Origin of the sequence: Shinella sp. HY16 (genome assembly GCF_028534175.1) — a bacterium.
Taxonomy (GTDB): Bacteria; Pseudomonadota; Alphaproteobacteria; order Rhizobiales; family Rhizobiaceae; genus Shinella.
In genome coordinates, this window is record NZ_JAHYXL010000001.1 from 3,890,832 (window position 1) to 3,905,639 (window position 14,808).

Genomic DNA, 14,808 nt, shown 5'->3' on the forward strand with positions numbered 1-14,808 from the left:
GGCAGGTCGCCAGGCACCGTTGCTGGAATCGCCCAACTGGCCAGGAGGCCAAAAATGTTCCTCATCGACATGTTCAACAAGAAGACCGTCATGCCCGCCCCCGGCGCAGCTCTGCCCGGGCGCGCCGAGCCCATTCCCACATCCGAGACCCACTTCGTGAGCGGGCGTCCGCTGAAGGGGCCTTATCCCGATGGTTTCAAGACCGTGCTGCTTGGCATGGGGTGCTTCTGGGGTGCCGAGCGGCTGCTGTGGAAGATCCCGGGCGTCCATGTGACGGCGGCAGGCTATTCCGGCGGTCTCACGCCCAACCCGACCTACCACGAGACGACGACGGGCCTGACCGGCCATACCGAAGTCGTGCGGGTGGTCTATGATCCGGCCGTGGTGAGCCTCGAGACGCTGCTGAAGGCGTTCTTCGAGGCTCATGACCCGACGCAGGGCATGCGGCAGGGCAACGATATCGGCACGACCTATCGCTCGGCGATCTATCTCGACGACCCGGCGGACCTTGCGATCGCGCGCCGCGCACGCGACGTCTACCAGGCGGCGCTGATCGCGGCCGGGCGCACGGACAAGATCACCACGGAGATCGCCGAGGCAGGGCCGTTCTACTTCGCCGAGGATGTGCACCAGCAATATCTTGCCAAGAACCCGGGCGGCTATTGCGGCCTGCGGGGCACAGGCGTCTCCTGCGCCATCGGCTGATTTCGTAAAATTTTCAGAAACATGCGAGCCGCTGCGAAAAGACTTTCGTGGCGGCTTCTATTTTTTACCAGTTGAAAAATTTCTGGTGAATTTTTCCTTGAGCCATGCAAGGATGCCGCCAGCCTGACCCAAGGGAACGGGTCGGTGGCTCCGTTGCGCGCCTTTCGGGCGCCCACGCGGAAGGTCCCTATAAGATCAATAGCGAACAGGGCTGCACAATGAAAAAAACCCTTCTCACTCTTCTTGCCACGGCCGCCATGTCGGCAAGCGCGCTTGCCGCGGACATCAAGCCGGCGATCATCTACGACCTCGGCGGCAAGTTCGACAAGTCGTTCAACGAGGCAGCCTATAACGGCGCGGAAAAGTTCAAGGCCGAGACCGGCATCGAATATCGCGACTTCGAAATCGCCAACGACGCGCAGCGTGAGCAGGCGCTCCGCCGCTTCGCCAGCGACGGCAACAACCCGATCGTCATGGCAGGCTTCTCCTGGGCGGCCCAGCTCGAGAAGGTCGCTGCCGAATATCCGGACACCAAGTTCGCCATCATCGACATGGTCGTGGACAAGCCGAACGTCCGCTCGGTCGTCTTCAAGGAAGAGGAAGGCGGCTGGCTCGCCGGCATCCTCGCCGGCATGGCGTCCAAGACGAAGACCGTCTCGTTCGTCGGCGGCATGGATATCCCGCTGATCCACAAGTTTGCCTGCGGTTACATCGGCGGCGCCAAGTCGCTCGGCCCGGACATGAAGGTGCTTGAAGCCTATACGGGCACGACGCCGGATGCCTGGAACGACCCGGTCAAGGGCGGTGAAATCGCCAAGTCCCAGTTCGACCAGGGCTCCGACGTGGTCTACCATGCGGCCGGCGGCACGGGCGTGGGCGTTCTCCAGGCGGCAGTCGATGCCGGCAAGCTCGGCATCGGCGTCGATTCCAACCAGAACGGCCTGCATCCGGGCAAGGTTCTGACCTCGATGGTCAAGCGTGTGGACGTGGCCGTCTATGACGCCTTCATCACCGCCAAGAACGACACGTTCAAGCCAGGCGTCAACGTGCTCGGCCTCAAGGAAAATGGCGTCGACGTCGCCATGGACGAGAACAATGCGCCGCTCATCACCCCCGAAATGAAGGCTGCCGTCGACAAGGCGCGCGCCGATATCATCGCCGGTACGGTGAAGCCGCACGACTACATGTCGGACGAGACCTGCCCCTACTAAGCGGCAGTGACGGCCCGTTTGCCGGAAGGCGGACGGGCCGATTCCGTCTCCCCGTCCTAGATCTCAATAATGCGGCGGGCGGGTGATGGCCGGGGCATCGAGAGAGCCCTCTTCCAGCACGAGGAACCGCTCCGTCAGCCGGTCGAGCTTCGACCGCAGCTGTTCGATCACGCGCCATTGTTCGGCGAGCTGGTCGGAAAGCTCCTCGATCGTTTTCGCCTGGTGGGCGATATGCTCTTCCAGGCGGGCGATGCGGTCATCTTCGAGAAGGTCGGGCGTGGTCTCAGGCGGTGTCATGGGGCGGTCCTCGTCGCTCGCTGCCGGCGGCACGAGCTATAGCGAGGGCCGCATCAACCCGCAATCAGGCTGGACAAGCACGGCGGAAGCAACAAGACTAAGCCCGATCGGCCGAAAGGCCCGTTGGCCTCAAATCCCCGTAAGAGTGGATCGTCATGAGCGAATTGGCAATCGAACTGCAGGGCATCGACAAGAGCTTCGGCCTCGTCCACGCCAACCGGAACATCAACCTGAAGGTCCGCAAGGGTACCATTCACGGCATTATCGGTGAAAACGGTGCCGGAAAATCCACCCTCATGTCGATCCTCTACGGCTTCTACCAGGCCGACCATGGCGACATCCTGGTCGGTGGCCGCAAGGTCAGTATCCGTGACCCGAATGCGGCGATCGCCGCCGGCATCGGCATGGTGCACCAGCATTTCATGCTGGTCGAGAATTTCACCGTGCTGGAAAACATCATGCTCGGCGCGGAAGAGAGCCAGATCCTCAATGCCGGCATCACCAAGGCCCGTGCCGAGCTGAAGCGGCTGGAAAAGGAATATGCGCTGGAGGTCGATCCGGATGCCGTCATCGAGGAGTTGCCCGTCGGTATCCAGCAGCGCGTGGAAATCCTCAAAGCGCTCTACCGCAGGGCCGACATCCTCATCCTTGACGAGCCGACGGGCGTTCTGACGCCGGCGGAAGCCGATCACCTCTTCCGCATCCTCGAGCAGCTGAAGGCCGAGGGCAAGACGGTGCTGCTCATCACGCACAAGCTGCGCGAGATCATGGCGATCACCGACGAGGTCTCCGTCATGCGCCGCGGCGAGATGGTGGCGACACGCATGACGAAGGATACCTCGGTGGAGGAGTTGGCCGAGCTGATGGTCGGCCGCCGCGTGCTGCTGCGCGTCGAAAAGGGCGAGGCGAAGCCTGCCGACGTCAAGCTTTCGGTGAAGAACCTTACCGTGCGCGACAGCCGGGGCGTGACGATGGTCGATGACGTCTCCTTCGACATCCGCGCCGGCGAGATCGTCGGTATCGCCGGTGTTGCCGGCAACGGCCAGTCGGAACTACTGGAGGCGATCTCCGGCATCCGCCGCGCCAAATCCGGCACCGTGCTGCTCAAGGGCAGCCCCATCGACGTCACCGGCCATGCCGACCCGGCAGACCTGCGCAAGCGCGGTCTCGCCCATGTGCCTGAGGACCGGCACCATGTCGGCCTGGTCCTGAAGTTCGAGGAAAGCGAAAACGCCATCCTCGGCTATCACGACGATCCGAAATACCGGAAGGGCATGCTGCTCGACATCGACGCCATCCGCGCCGATGCGGAGGAGAAGATTGCCGCCTACGACATCCGCCCGCCGAACCCGCGGCTGAAGACTGCCAATTTCTCCGGTGGTAATCAGCAGAAGATCGTGCTGGCGCGCGAGATGGAGCGCGGACCGGACGTGCTGGTCATCGGCCAGCCGACGCGCGGCGTCGATGTCGGGGCCATCGAGTTCATTCACAAGCGTATCATCGAGATGCGCGACCAAGGCAAGGCGGTGCTGCTCGTCTCGGTCGAGCTCGACGAGATCCGTGCCTTGTCCGACCGTATCCTGGTCATGTTCGCCGGTCGTGTCGTCGGCGAGCGTACGCCGGATGCCACCGAAGGAGAGCTTGGCCTGCTGATGGCCGGGGTGGAAGGCCGGAAGGAGGCCGCGGAATGAGTGTTCCCCATGCGAAACTGCCGGCCTGGGCCGAATATGGCCTGATCCCGCTCGTCAACCTCGCCGTCGCCTTCCTGATTTCCGGCCTCGTCGTTCTCATCGTCGGCGAAAGCCCGCTGGAAGCCGCCTACCACATGATCAATGGCGCCTTTGGCCGCGGCGAATACATCGGCTTCACACTCTATTATACCACGACCTTCATCTTCACCGGCCTTGCCGTGGCCGTCGCCTTTCATTGCGGCCTGTTCAACATCGGCGGCGAAGGGCAGGCCTATATCGGCGGCATCGGTGTGGCGCTCGCCTGCCTGTCCTTCGACCAGACGCTGCCCTGGTATCTCGTCTTCCCGATCGCCATCCTCGGCGCCGCCTTCTTCGGCGCGCTCTGGGCGCTGATCCCCGGTTGGCTGCTGGCCAAGCGCGGCAGCCATATCGTCATCACGACGATCATGTTCAATTTCATCGCCGCCAGCTTGATGAACTACCTGCTCAACAAGGTGTTCAAGCCGCTCGGCTCGATGTCGCTGGAAACCCGCACCTTCGATGCCGGCGGCCAGCTGCCCAAGCTCGACTGGCTGATGTCGATCTTCGGCCTTTCCGTCGGCACGGCGCCGTTCAACATTTCCTTCCTGCTGGCGCTTCTTGCGGCCTTCGGCGTCTGGGTGCTGATCTGGCGCACGAAGCTCGGCTACGAGATGCGCACGATGGGCCACAGCCCCGCCGCCGCGCGCTATGCCGGCATCAAGGAGGCGAAGATCATCGTCATCACCATGATGATCTCGGGCGGGCTTGCCGGCATGATGGCACTGAACCCGATCATGGGCGAGCAGTTCCGCATGCAGCTCGACTTCGTGCAGGGCGCGGGCTTCGTCGGCATCGCGGTGGCGCTGATGGGCCGGTCCCATCCGGCTGGCATCATTCCTGCCGCGCTGCTCTTCGGCATGCTCTACCAGGGCGGGGCGGAAATCTCCTTCGAGATGCCCTCCATCTCGCGCGACATGATCGTCATCATCCAGGGTCTCGTCATCCTCTTCGCCGGCGCGCTCGAGCACATGTTCCGCCCCGCCATCACGCGCATCGTCCTCGGGCTCTCGCCGAAGACCCGCGACGTCGCCGCCACCAAGGGAGCCTGAGCCATGGATTTCTTTCAGGTCTTCATCGAGCTGGCCCAGTCGACCGTCCGCGTCTCCACGCCGTTGATCCTTGCCGCGCTTGCCGGTCTTTTCACCGAACGGGCGGGCATCTTCGACATCGGCCTCGAAGGCAAGATGCTGGGCGCCGCCTTCGCGGCGGGCTCCGTTGCCTACATCACGCAGTCCGTGACGATGGGGCTTCTTGCCGCCGTGCTCGTCTCCGTGCTGCTCTCGCTGGTCCATGGCTATGCCTCGATCACCCAGCGCGGCAGCCAGATCGTCTCGGGCGTCGCGATCAATTTCGTCGTCGCCGGCTCCACAGTCATCCTCGGCGAAGCCTGGTTCCGCCAGGGCGGGCGTACGCCGGCTTTGACGGAGGATGGCCGCTTCGGGCGGATCACGCTGCCCTTCGCGGATGCGGTGCGCGACGTGCCGGTCCTCGGGCAGATCTATTCGGGCCTGCTTTCCGGCCATTCGCCGCTGACCTATTTCGCCTTCCTGATGGTGCCGGCCAGCTGGTGGATCCTTTACCGCACGCGCTTCGGCCTTCGCCTTCGCGCTGTCGGCGAAAACCCGGGTGCGGTCGATACGGCCGGCATCTCGGTGATCTGGCTGCGCTACCGTGCCGTCATCTGCTGCGGCATCCTGTGCGGCATCGCCGGGGCCTATCTCTCGCTTTCCGCCAATGCCGGCTTCACCAAGGGCATGACGGCGGGCAAGGGCTATATCGCGCTTGCCGCCCTCATCTTCGCCAAGTGGCGGCCGAAGAGCATCCTCTTCGCCTGCTTGCTCTTCGGTTTTCTGGATGCCTTCGCCATCCGCTACCAGGGCTATGCCTTCCCGCTGATCGGCAAGGTGCCGGTACAGTTCATGCAGGCGCTGCCCTATATCCTGACCGTGATCCTGCTCGCAGGCTTCATCGGCAAGGCCATTCCGCCGAAGGCCGGCGGGGTGCCCTACGTCAAGGAGCGATAAAAAATGTCCCACGACCTCTTCGAGGCGGCGCGCGCCGCGATGGCCTTCGCCCATGCGCCCTATTCGAAATTCCCCGTCGGCGCGGCGATCCGCGCCGAGGACGGAAAGATCTACGCCGGCGCCAATATCGAGAACCTTTCCTTCCCCCAGGGGTGGTGCGCCGAGCCGACCGCGATCAGCCACATGATCATGGCCGGCAACAAGAAGATCGTCGAAATGGCCGTCATCGCCGAAAAGCTGCCGCTCTGCCCGCCCTGTGGCGGCTGCCGGCAGAAGATCGCGGAGTTCGCCACCGCCAGGACACCGATCTATCTCTGTGACGAGGCGGGTGTGAAGAAGACCATGACCATGGACGAGCTTCTGCCGCACAGCTTTGCGACGGATGTAATCGGATGAGTGCCGAAACCACGGAACTGCTGCGCGCCCGCCTCGGCGGCGTGCTGCCGCGTTACGGCATCGTGCTCGGCTCCGGCCTCGGATCGCTCGTCGAAGCAGTCGAGAACCCCCTGCGCATCGCGTACTCGGACCTGCCGAGCTTTCCCGTCAGTTCCGTTTCCGGCCATGCCGGCGAAATGGTCATCGGCACGCTCGGCGCGGTGCCGGTCATTATGCTCTCCGGCCGCGTGCACTATTACGAGCGTGGCGATGCCAACGCCATGCGCCCGCCCATCGAGGTGCTGAAGGGGCTCGGCGTCACGTCGCTGATTCTCACCAATTCGGCAGGCTCGCTGCGTGAGGACATGCCGCCCGGCTCGGTGATGCGGATTTCCGACCACATCAATTTTTCCGGCGCCAATCCGCTGATCGGCATCGACAGCGACGATCGCTTCGTCGGCATGACCAATGCCTATGACACGGCGCTTGCCGCGCGCATGGAAAGGGCGGCCGGGAAACTGGGGATCCCGCTGTCGTCAGGCGTCTACATGTGGTTCTCCGGCCCGAATTTCGAAACGCCAGCGGAGATCCGCATGGCGCGCGTCCTCGGTGCCGATGCCGTCGGCATGTCGACGGTGCCGGAAGTATTGATCGCCCGCCATCTTGGCCTTGACGTCGCCGCCGCCTCGGTCATCACCAATTTCGGTGCCGGCATGACGGGCGGCGAGCTCAGCCACCACGAAACCAAGGACATGGCCCCGGTCGGCGGGAAGCGGCTTGCCGCGATCCTTGCCGAAATGATCGCGGGTGGAGATGAAGACCATGCATGAAGACAGTATCAAGGCCACTGCGCAAAAGGCGCTCTCGCTGCTCGACTTGACGGACCTCAGCGACACCTGCGATGCCGCCGCCATAGGCAAGCTCTGCGCCCATGCGCAGACGCGCTTTGGAAACACGGCCGCAATCTGCATCTGGCCGCGGTTCGTGGCGCAGGCACGGGGCATCCTCGGCGCGGGCCATGCGGTGAAGATCGCGACCGTCGTCAACTTCCCCTCCGGCGACCTTGCTGTTGCCGACGTGCTGGCGGAGACGAAACAGGCGATCGCCGATGGCGCCGACGAGATCGACCTTGTCATCCCCTACCGCGCCTTCCTTTCAGGCAACGAGGCGGCGGTGAGCGAGATGGTGACGGCGATCAAGGCCGCCTGCACGCCGCCGGTGTGCCTGAAGACGATCCTGGAAACCGGCGAGATCAAGGATGCGGCGCTCATCCGCAAGGCGTCGGACCTTGCCATTGCCGCCGGCAGCGATTTCATCAAGACATCGACCGGCAAGGTCTCCGTCAACGCGACACTGCCGGCCGCCGAAATCATGCTGACGGCGATAAAGGACAGCGGCAAGCCGGCCGGCTTCAAGCCGGCGGGCGGCGTGCGCACCGTTGCGGATGCCGACGCATATCTCGCGCTCGCCGCCTCGATCCTCGGCGCGGACTGGGCGACACCGCAAACCTTCCGCTTCGGCGCCTCCGGCCTTCTCGGCGACATCCTCTCCGTGCTCGGCGGGCAGTCCGCACCGCCCCCGCCGCCCGCGAGCTACTAGCATGCTCCCGCAGGAGACGATCCGCCGCAAGCGGAACGGCGAGGTTCTCACCGCGGAGGAGCTCGCCCGCTTCATCGCCGGCCTCACGGATGGCAGCGTCTCGGAAGGGCAGGTGGCGGCCTTCGCCATGGCGGTCTGGTTCAACGGCATGGCGCGTGAGGAGACCGTGGCGCTGACGCTCGCCATGCGCGATTCGGGCGATGTGCTCGACTGGTCGGATATCGACCGGCCGGTCGCCGACAAACATTCGACCGGCGGGGTGGGCGACAATGTCTCCCTCATGCTGGCGCCGATCGCTGCCGCGTGCGGGCTTGCCGTGCCGATGATTTCCGGTCGCGGGCTCGGCCATACCGGCGGCACGCTCGACAAGCTGGAAGCGATCCCCGGCTATACGATCATGCCCTCCGCCGACCGCTTCCGCCGCACGGTCCGAGAGGTCGGCTGCGCCATCATCGGCCAGACAGCCGATCTCGCGCCGGCCGACAAGCGCCTCTATGCCATCCGCGACGTCACCGCGACGGTCGATTCGGTACCGCTGATCACGGCCTCCATCCTGTCGAAGAAACTCGCCGCCGGCCTCCAGTCGCTGGTGCTCGACGTGAAGGTCGGCAACGGCGCCTTCATGGCGGATACGGGCGAGGCGGAGACGCTGGCGCGCTCGCTGGTCGCGGTCGCGAACGGGGCCGGAGTCACGACCGCCGCCCTCATTACGGACATGAACCAGCCGCTCGCGGATGCCGCCGGCAATGCCATCGAGATCGCCAACTGCATCGCCTTCCTGAAGGGTGGGAAGGCCGGGACGCGGCTCGAACGCATCGTGCTCGCCTTCGCGGCGGAAATGCTGGTTCTGTCGGGGCTGGAACAGGATATCGCCGCGGCCGAAGGCCGGGCTGCCGCGGCCCTAGCCGGCGGCGCGGCGGCCGAGGCGTTCGGGCGCATGGTGCAGGCGCTCGGCGGCCCGGCCGACCTCCTGGAGCGGCCGGACGCCTATCTTGTGCCGGCCCCGGTCACCCGGCCGGTCATCGCCCGGCAATCCGGTTATCTTGCGGCCTGCGACACACGCGGCGTCGGCCTTGCCGTCATCGAGCTCGGCGGCGGGCGCAGCCGCCCGGACGAGAGGATCGACCATCGCGTCGGTTTCGACCGGCTGCTGCCGCTCGGCACGAAGGTGGAGAAGGGCGAGGAGATCGGCCGCGTGCATGCGTCGGATGCGGAGAGCGCTGCGCATGGCGTGGCGCGCCTTGCCGGGCTCTACCGGATCGCACCGGATGCACCCCTGCCGTCGCCGGATATCCTGACCCGCATCAGCGGGTGAGGTGCATCCGGCCGTCCTCGACACGGTAGGACGACAGCCCCTTCAGAAAGCTCATGCCGATCAGCGTGCCCGACAACGCCTTGTCGTCGAGCACCATGGCGCCGACATTCTCCATGCGCACCGGGCCGATCTCGACGCGGTCGAGGCGGACATAGGCGGCGCGCGCCTTGCCGTTCGCCGTATCGACGGCATAGCGGAAATCAAGATCCGCCTTGGCGATGCCGAGGCGTTGCGCCGTCGAGATGTTGATGGCGACCATGCTGGCGCCGGTATCGACCATGCCCTCTTCCTTGCGACCGTTGATGGCGAAGAGGCCGGTGAAATGACCGCTCGGATCGGCGCTGATGACGGCACTGCGGTTGCCGGTGTAGCGCGCCGCATTCTTTCCGGTCTCCAGGGCCGCCTGTTCCACCTTCGCTTCGGGCGCCTTGGCGGTCGCGTCGAGATAACGGGTCGCGACGCCGGGCACGAAGGCCGCGGCTGCGACGACGGAACCGACGAGAAAGACAAGGCTGCGAACGAACATGGGACAGTCTCCGGGAGGATCTGTCCCGAAATAGCACGCATCCGGCTAACGGACGGCAAAAGGGGCACCCGTCGGCGCCCCTCTCCACGAACTTCGATGGACTTGGTAAAGGATGGGTTAACCGCTCACTTCGTGCCGTACATGCGATCGCCGGCATCGCCGAGGCCGGGCACGATGTAGCCCTTCTCGTTGAGCTGGCGGTCGATGGAGGCGGTGTAGACCGGTACATCCGGATGGTGCGCGCGGAAGCTCTTGATGCCCTCGGGTGCGGCGAGCAGGCAGAGGAAGCGGATGTTCGTCGCGCCACGGCTCTTCAGCGTGTCGATGGCGGCAATTGCCGAATTTCCCGTCGCCAGCATTGGGTCGACGACGATCACGAGGCGCTCGTCGATGCTGTCTGGCGCCTTGAAGAAATACTCGACCGCTTCAAGCGTCTCGTGGTCGCGGTAAACGCCGATATGGGAGACGCGGGCGGACGGCACCAGCTCCAGCATGCCTTCGAGCAGTCCGTTGCCGGCGCGAAGGATCGAGGCGAAGACCAGCTTCTTGCCTTCGAGCACCGGTGCGTCGATCTCTTCGAGCGGCGTCTCGATGCGCTGCGTGGTCAGCTCCAGGTCACGCGTGACCTCGTAGCAGAGCAGAGTGGAGATTTCGCGCAGCAAGCGGCGGAAGCTCCCGGTCGAGGTCTCCTTCTTGCGCATGATGGTCAGCTTGTGCTGCACGAGCGGGTGATCGATGACTGTGACGCCGTCCATGGCCAACCTTCCGAGAATGAGTAAACGCTTCTTTTTCCACGGAACGGCGCAAGGCCGCAAGAGTGGAGAGCACCCGGCCGGAAACATCCCCAGCCGGCTTACCCCTCAAAGCCGGGAAAGCAGCAGCTGGCGCGTCGGTTCGTCGACGAAGGCAGCCTCGATTGCGGTTCGCGTCATGCCGAGAAGTTCGCCATCACTGAAACCCATGACGGAGGACGCGATCTCGTATTCCCGGGCAAGCGAGGTGTGGAAGAAAGGCGGGTCGTCGGAATTGAGCGTGACGCGCACGCCAGCCTCGTGGAGAGCGCGCAGCGGGTGGCGCTCAAAGTCCGGGAAGACTTTCAGCGCCACGTTCGAGCCGGGGCAGACTTCCAGCACCACGCCCTCGTCCGCCAGCCGCTTTACAAGGTCGCCGTCCTCGATGGCGCGCACGCCGTGGCTGATGCGGGTGGGGCGAACATGGTCGAGCGCGTCGCGCACGCTGAAGGCACCCGAAAGCTCGCCGGCATGGATGGTGATGCCGAGGTCGGCATCGCGGGCGATGTCGAAGGCGCGGGTGAAATCGGCGACGCGATGCATGCGCTCCTCGCCGGCAAGGTTGAAGCCGGAAATCAGCGGGTGCGGCCGGCGGGCGGCATATTCCGCCGCCTTCACCACCCGTTCCGGGCCGAAATGGCGGATTCCGACGATGAGGAGGCGCGTTTCGATGCCGGTCTTCGCCCTGGCCCGCTCGGCCCCTTCGGCGAGGCCGCGTATATAGGCATCGGCGCCGATACCGATGGTGTCACCCTGGTCGGGCGAGACGATCAGCTCGCTGTAGATGGCGCCGGCTTCGGCGATCTCGATGAGATAGGTCTCGGCGAGCAGCGCGTAATCCTCCTCCGTGCGGAAGAGGTTTGCCGTCGCGTCGTAGCTTGCAACGAAGCTGGTGAAATCCTGCCAGGCATATTCGCCGTCGCGGATGAACGCCGAGGTGTCGATGCCGTAGCGTTTCGCCTGGGAAAGGGCGAGGGCAGGCGGGGTCGCGCCCTCTATATGGCAGTGCAGTTCCGCCTTGGGCATGCGTCTGGTCACAGAAAGCTCCTTCCATGCGGGCCCGGCGGAATGCCGAGATGGCGGGCGATGCTTTCGCCGATATCGGCGAAGGTGGTGCGGGTTTCAAGCAGGCGCGAGCGCAGGCCCGGGCCGAAGCTCATGATCGGCACGCGTTCGCGCGTGTGGTCCGTGCCGCGCCAGGTCGGGTCGCAGCCATGATCGGCAGTGAGGATGACGATATCGCCGGGCTTCAGCTTGCGGTCCACCTCCGGCAGGCGCCGGTCGAAGGCTTCGAGCGCGGCGGCGTATCCCGCCACGTCGCGGCGATGGCCGTAAAGCATGTCGAAATCGACGAAATTGGTGAAAACGAGATCGCCGTCCGCGGCCTCGTCCATGACATGGAGCGTCGCGTCGAACAGCGCCATGTTGCCGTTTGCCTTGGTCAGCCTGCCGATGCCCTGATGGGCGAAGATGTCGCCGATCTTGCCGACGGCATGTACGGTGCGGCCGGCCTCGGTCAGCCGGTCGAGCAGGGTCGGTTCGGGCGGCAGCACGGAATAGTCGCGGCGGTTGCCGGTGCGCTCGAAGGTTTCCGGCGTTTCGCCGACGAAAGGCCGTGCAATGACCCGGCCGATGCGCCCGCCCGGCCGCTCATCGAGAATCTGCCGCACCGTTTCGCAGAAGGCGAGCAGCCGGTCGAGGCCGAAGATGCGCTCGTGTGCGGCGATCTGGAAGACGGAGTCTGAGGAGGTGTAGCAGATCGGCTTGCCGCTGCGGATATGTTCCAGCCCGTGGCGGGCGATGATGTCGGTGCCCGAGGCGTGGCAATTGCCGAGAATGCCGGAGACCTTGCCGGCACTGCAGATGGCCTCGACGAGTTCCGGCTCGAAGGCGTCCCCTTCGGTCGGAAAATACCCCCAGTCGAAGGCGACGGGCGTGCCGGCGATCTCCCAGTGGCCGGAAGGTGTGTCCTTGCCGTTGGAAACCTCGCTGGCGGCGCCGTGGTAGCCGAAGACGCGTTGCGGCACGTCCATGCCCTGCGGGAAACGGCCGGTCGCGGCACGGGCGGCGTGCAGGAGACCGAGTGCCGACATGTTCGGAAGTTTCAGTGGTCCCTGGCGGAGACCCGGCCGGTCGGCGACGCCAGCCGCGCAGAATTCCGCGATATGGCCGAGCGTATCGGCACCGAGATCCCCGAAGGCGGCCGCATCCGGGCCGCCGCCGATGCCGAAGGAATCGAGAACGAAGAGAAAGGCTCGCGCCATGGATCACCTGCCGTCTGCCCGTATCCGGCCTGCCGGTCGGATGGGTGGATGAACCGCCAGACATGGCATGGCGCTTGTACGCGGTTCAAGCGAAATCGCCGGATGAACGAGACGTTGGCTCAGCAGTCGGAGCAATCGATCTTCTTGCCGACACGCAGGCGGAAGTAGCTTGTCCGGCCGAGATTGATCTTGTTGAGATTCGAATCGAGATTCGGCGCGAGCAGCAGGATCGAATAGGGCACGGACAGTTCCGTGCGCACGATGAAGGTCTCCATGGCGCCGATGTCGCTTGGCAGCGGAACCGCACCGCCCTTGGCATAGGGGACGTTTCCGGCCTGGTCGCGGGACCAGGCCACGGTTGCCTTGCCGTCAGCTGCAACCGCGACACCGGTGATCTTCAGCGTATAGGCGCTGTTGACGGGGAACGGCGCCACGATCTTGGCGACAAGATCCTTCATCGTGTCGAGCGTCGCCTTGTTGGTCGTATTGCTCTGCGTCAGGAGGTCGGAAACGGTTGCCGACGCGCGGCTCACCTTGCGCGAGGCCGTGATGGCGACGGTCACCTCGAAGGCGCTTACATAGGCCATTATCAGCAGCGGTGCGACAATCGCGAACTCGATGGCGCCGACGCCGCGGCGATCCTGGATAAAATGGCGCAGGCGCAGCAGTACGCCGTGCCCGGTGGCCTGCAAGGTTTTCACGGCATCCGAAGGGGAAAGAACCATTCGCATCACGGATAGTCCTCATTCTGGACCACGGTCGTCGCCATCATCAGATAGTTCTGCCGGGAACCGTCGGCTGCGCGGATGTTGGAGATGTAGGGGCGGACGAGGTCCGTCACGATGTCCCAACGATAGTACGCGCGTACGATATTGATGGTTCGCTTGCCGCCCGGGGCGATCGTGAAGGACGCGGTATCGAGATCTGTGCCGACGAGCGGAATGGTTTTGGGGATATCCGAGAACTTTGCGAAGCTTCGAACGTCGAGAAACAGTTTGTTGGCCTTTTTGATTTCTTCGGGGGAGCATGGCATCAGAATGGCAATCTCGTCGCAGAAGGCCTTCCGGAAATCCTCTTCCTTGATGTTGGAACGGATTTCCCCTGTCCTGATCTTGCGTGCGATGGTTTCCGTGGCGTTGGCGAGAAGCTGCTCTGCGGAAAAGGCGACGAAGGTCTCGATCGAAGCGAAGACGATCAGGAAGAAGGGCAGGCTGAGAAGCGCAACCTCAATAGCCGTCGCGCCGTCGCGCCGGGCAAGAAGGCGACCGAAAAGACCCTTCATTGGCCTCCGGCGTACAGGTGCATCATGATCGAGCGACATCGCGATCCGTTCCCAAATGCTGGACACGGGCGACAATAGGCCGGGGAACGTTTATATTTCGTATGCGTGATGCGAAAGAGTTGAAGGGTTTCCCGCATTCGGACGCCCGAAGCGAGACGTGGCGTCAGCCTCCGCTCTTGTTTCGGGCGACGTGCTCTTCGCAATTGGGCGTGCAGGAGAGGACAGAGCGGTCCGTCTGCCGGAAGACGCGCACCGTGTTGCCTTCGTCGATCGAGACCAGAATGCGCTCATCGACAATGGCGTTGCCGTCCGCATCGAGCAGGACTAGGTTGGTAGTTCCGAAATTACGACCAGTCAGCACGATCGTCTGGGCATCGGCCACGGTCGCATCGGCAACGTCGGCATTGCCGATGATCACCTTGCTGACGGGGCGGTCGAGTTTAAGCACGCGGGCGTGGTCCATGTAGACGCGCATCAACGGCTCCTCGGCAAGAGCGGGGAAAACCGCCGCCACCATGACAAAAGCGGCTGTTGCAAGCCTTGCGGCCAACGCCGTGAAAATCCAGTCGCGTCCCATAAACAGTCATCCCGGCGATAAAACACCGACAGCATCGCCGTGAATGGTGAATGAAGCCTTAAGCCACTCG

The 14,808-nt window shown here is 64.2% G+C and carries 17 protein-coding genes; 9 read left to right on the forward strand and 8 right to left on the reverse strand.

Annotated elements, in window-relative coordinates; translation table 11 throughout:
• Window positions 1-54 precede the first annotated feature (54 nt).
• Together msrA and K0P03_RS19035 are read left to right on the forward strand one after the other, a co-directional pair.
• Complete coding sequence (gene msrA, locus K0P03_RS19030; RefSeq protein WP_023516383.1) at window positions 55-705, forward strand: peptide-methionine (S)-S-oxide reductase MsrA; 651 nt, start codon at window positions 55-57, stop codon at window positions 703-705.
• A gap of 218 nt (window positions 706-923) precedes the next feature.
• A complete protein-coding gene (locus K0P03_RS19035; RefSeq protein ID WP_023516382.1) occupies window positions 924-1,916 on the forward strand; it encodes a BMP family lipoprotein in 993 nt (330 codons plus the stop codon).
• Between the two features lie 63 nt (window positions 1,917-1,979).
• Here the strand turns inward: K0P03_RS19035 and K0P03_RS19040 are convergent, their stop codons facing one another.
• Window positions 1,980-2,213 carry a SlyX family protein gene (locus tag K0P03_RS19040; protein ID WP_272790341.1) on the reverse strand — a complete coding sequence of 78 codons (234 nt, stop codon included), beginning with the start codon at window positions 2,211-2,213 and terminating at the stop codon, window positions 1,980-1,982.
• 155 nt (window positions 2,214-2,368) lie between these two features.
• Here K0P03_RS19040 and K0P03_RS19045 point away from each other — a divergent pair, with 155 nt between their 5' ends.
• Genes K0P03_RS19045 through deoA form a run of 7 tightly spaced genes read left to right on the forward strand, consistent with a single transcriptional unit; the run spans window position 2,369 to window position 9,298 of the window.
• Window positions 2,369-3,904, forward strand: coding sequence for an ABC transporter ATP-binding protein (locus tag K0P03_RS19045; RefSeq protein WP_024270976.1), 1,536 nt, complete (start codon window positions 2,369-2,371; stop codon window positions 3,902-3,904).
• Entirely contained in the window at window positions 3,901-5,034 is a 1,134-nt protein-coding gene (locus tag K0P03_RS19050) for an ABC transporter permease (protein ID WP_272790342.1), read from the forward strand. Before K0P03_RS19045 ends, K0P03_RS19050 begins: the two co-directional genes overlap by 4 nt.
• 3 nt (window positions 5,035-5,037) lie before the next feature.
• On the forward strand, window positions 5,038-6,009 hold the full coding sequence (locus K0P03_RS19055) for an ABC transporter permease (RefSeq protein ID WP_023515046.1): 972 nt from the start codon (window positions 5,038-5,040) through the stop codon (window positions 6,007-6,009).
• A 3-nt stretch (window positions 6,010-6,012) separates the two neighbouring features.
• Window positions 6,013-6,405, forward strand: coding sequence for a cytidine deaminase (locus tag K0P03_RS19060; RefSeq protein WP_023515047.1), 393 nt, complete (start codon window positions 6,013-6,015; stop codon window positions 6,403-6,405).
• Entirely contained in the window at window positions 6,402-7,214 is an 813-nt protein-coding gene (locus tag K0P03_RS19065; protein ID WP_023515048.1) for a purine-nucleoside phosphorylase, read from the forward strand. The genes K0P03_RS19060 and K0P03_RS19065 overlap by 4 nt, the downstream gene beginning before the upstream one ends.
• Entirely contained in the window at window positions 7,207-7,983 is a 777-nt protein-coding gene (gene deoC, locus K0P03_RS19070; protein WP_272790343.1) for a deoxyribose-phosphate aldolase, read from the forward strand. The genes K0P03_RS19065 and deoC overlap by 8 nt, the downstream gene beginning before the upstream one ends.
• 1 nt (window position 7,984) lies before the next feature.
• Window positions 7,985-9,298 (forward strand): thymidine phosphorylase, encoded by a 1,314-nt coding sequence (gene deoA, locus K0P03_RS19075; protein ID WP_272790344.1) that lies wholly within the window; start codon window positions 7,985-7,987, stop codon window positions 9,296-9,298.
• Here the strand turns inward: deoA and K0P03_RS19080 are convergent.
• The 7 genes from K0P03_RS19080 to K0P03_RS19110 form a co-directional block, all read right to left on the reverse strand.
• Window positions 9,288-9,824: a retropepsin-like aspartic protease family protein gene (locus K0P03_RS19080; RefSeq protein WP_023515051.1), complete on the reverse strand. Its 537-nt coding sequence runs from the start codon at window positions 9,822-9,824 to the stop codon at window positions 9,288-9,290. The two genes, deoA and K0P03_RS19080, sit on opposite strands and share 11 nt — an antisense overlap.
• Window positions 9,825-9,949: 125 nt before the next feature.
• Window positions 9,950-10,579: a uracil phosphoribosyltransferase gene (gene upp, locus K0P03_RS19085; RefSeq protein WP_023515052.1), complete on the reverse strand. Its 630-nt coding sequence runs from the start codon at window positions 10,577-10,579 to the stop codon at window positions 9,950-9,952.
• A gap of 105 nt (window positions 10,580-10,684) precedes the next feature.
• The gene (locus K0P03_RS19090; RefSeq protein ID WP_443020586.1) at window positions 10,685-11,641 is read right to left on the reverse strand and encodes an adenosine deaminase; all 957 of its coding nucleotides are present in this window, start codon (window positions 11,639-11,641) and stop codon (window positions 10,685-10,687) included.
• Window positions 11,642-11,649: 8 nt separating this feature from the next.
• Window positions 11,650-12,879 carry a phosphopentomutase gene (locus K0P03_RS19095; protein ID WP_272790346.1) on the reverse strand — a complete coding sequence of 410 codons (1,230 nt, stop codon included), beginning with the start codon at window positions 12,877-12,879 and terminating at the stop codon, window positions 11,650-11,652.
• Window positions 12,880-12,998: 119 nt separating this feature from the next.
• Entirely contained in the window at window positions 12,999-13,610 is a 612-nt protein-coding gene (locus tag K0P03_RS19100; protein WP_272790347.1) for a TadE/TadG family type IV pilus assembly protein, read from the reverse strand.
• Window positions 13,610-14,200, reverse strand: a complete 591-nt coding sequence (locus K0P03_RS19105) for a TadE/TadG family type IV pilus assembly protein (protein ID WP_037408207.1) — start codon at window positions 14,198-14,200, stop codon at window positions 13,610-13,612. Before K0P03_RS19105 ends, K0P03_RS19100 begins: the two co-directional genes overlap by 1 nt.
• 124 nt (window positions 14,201-14,324) lie before the next feature.
• Window positions 14,325-14,738: a pilus assembly protein N-terminal domain-containing protein gene (locus K0P03_RS19110; RefSeq protein ID WP_156032038.1), complete on the reverse strand. Its 414-nt coding sequence runs from the start codon at window positions 14,736-14,738 to the stop codon at window positions 14,325-14,327.
• Window positions 14,739-14,808 lie beyond the last annotated feature (70 nt).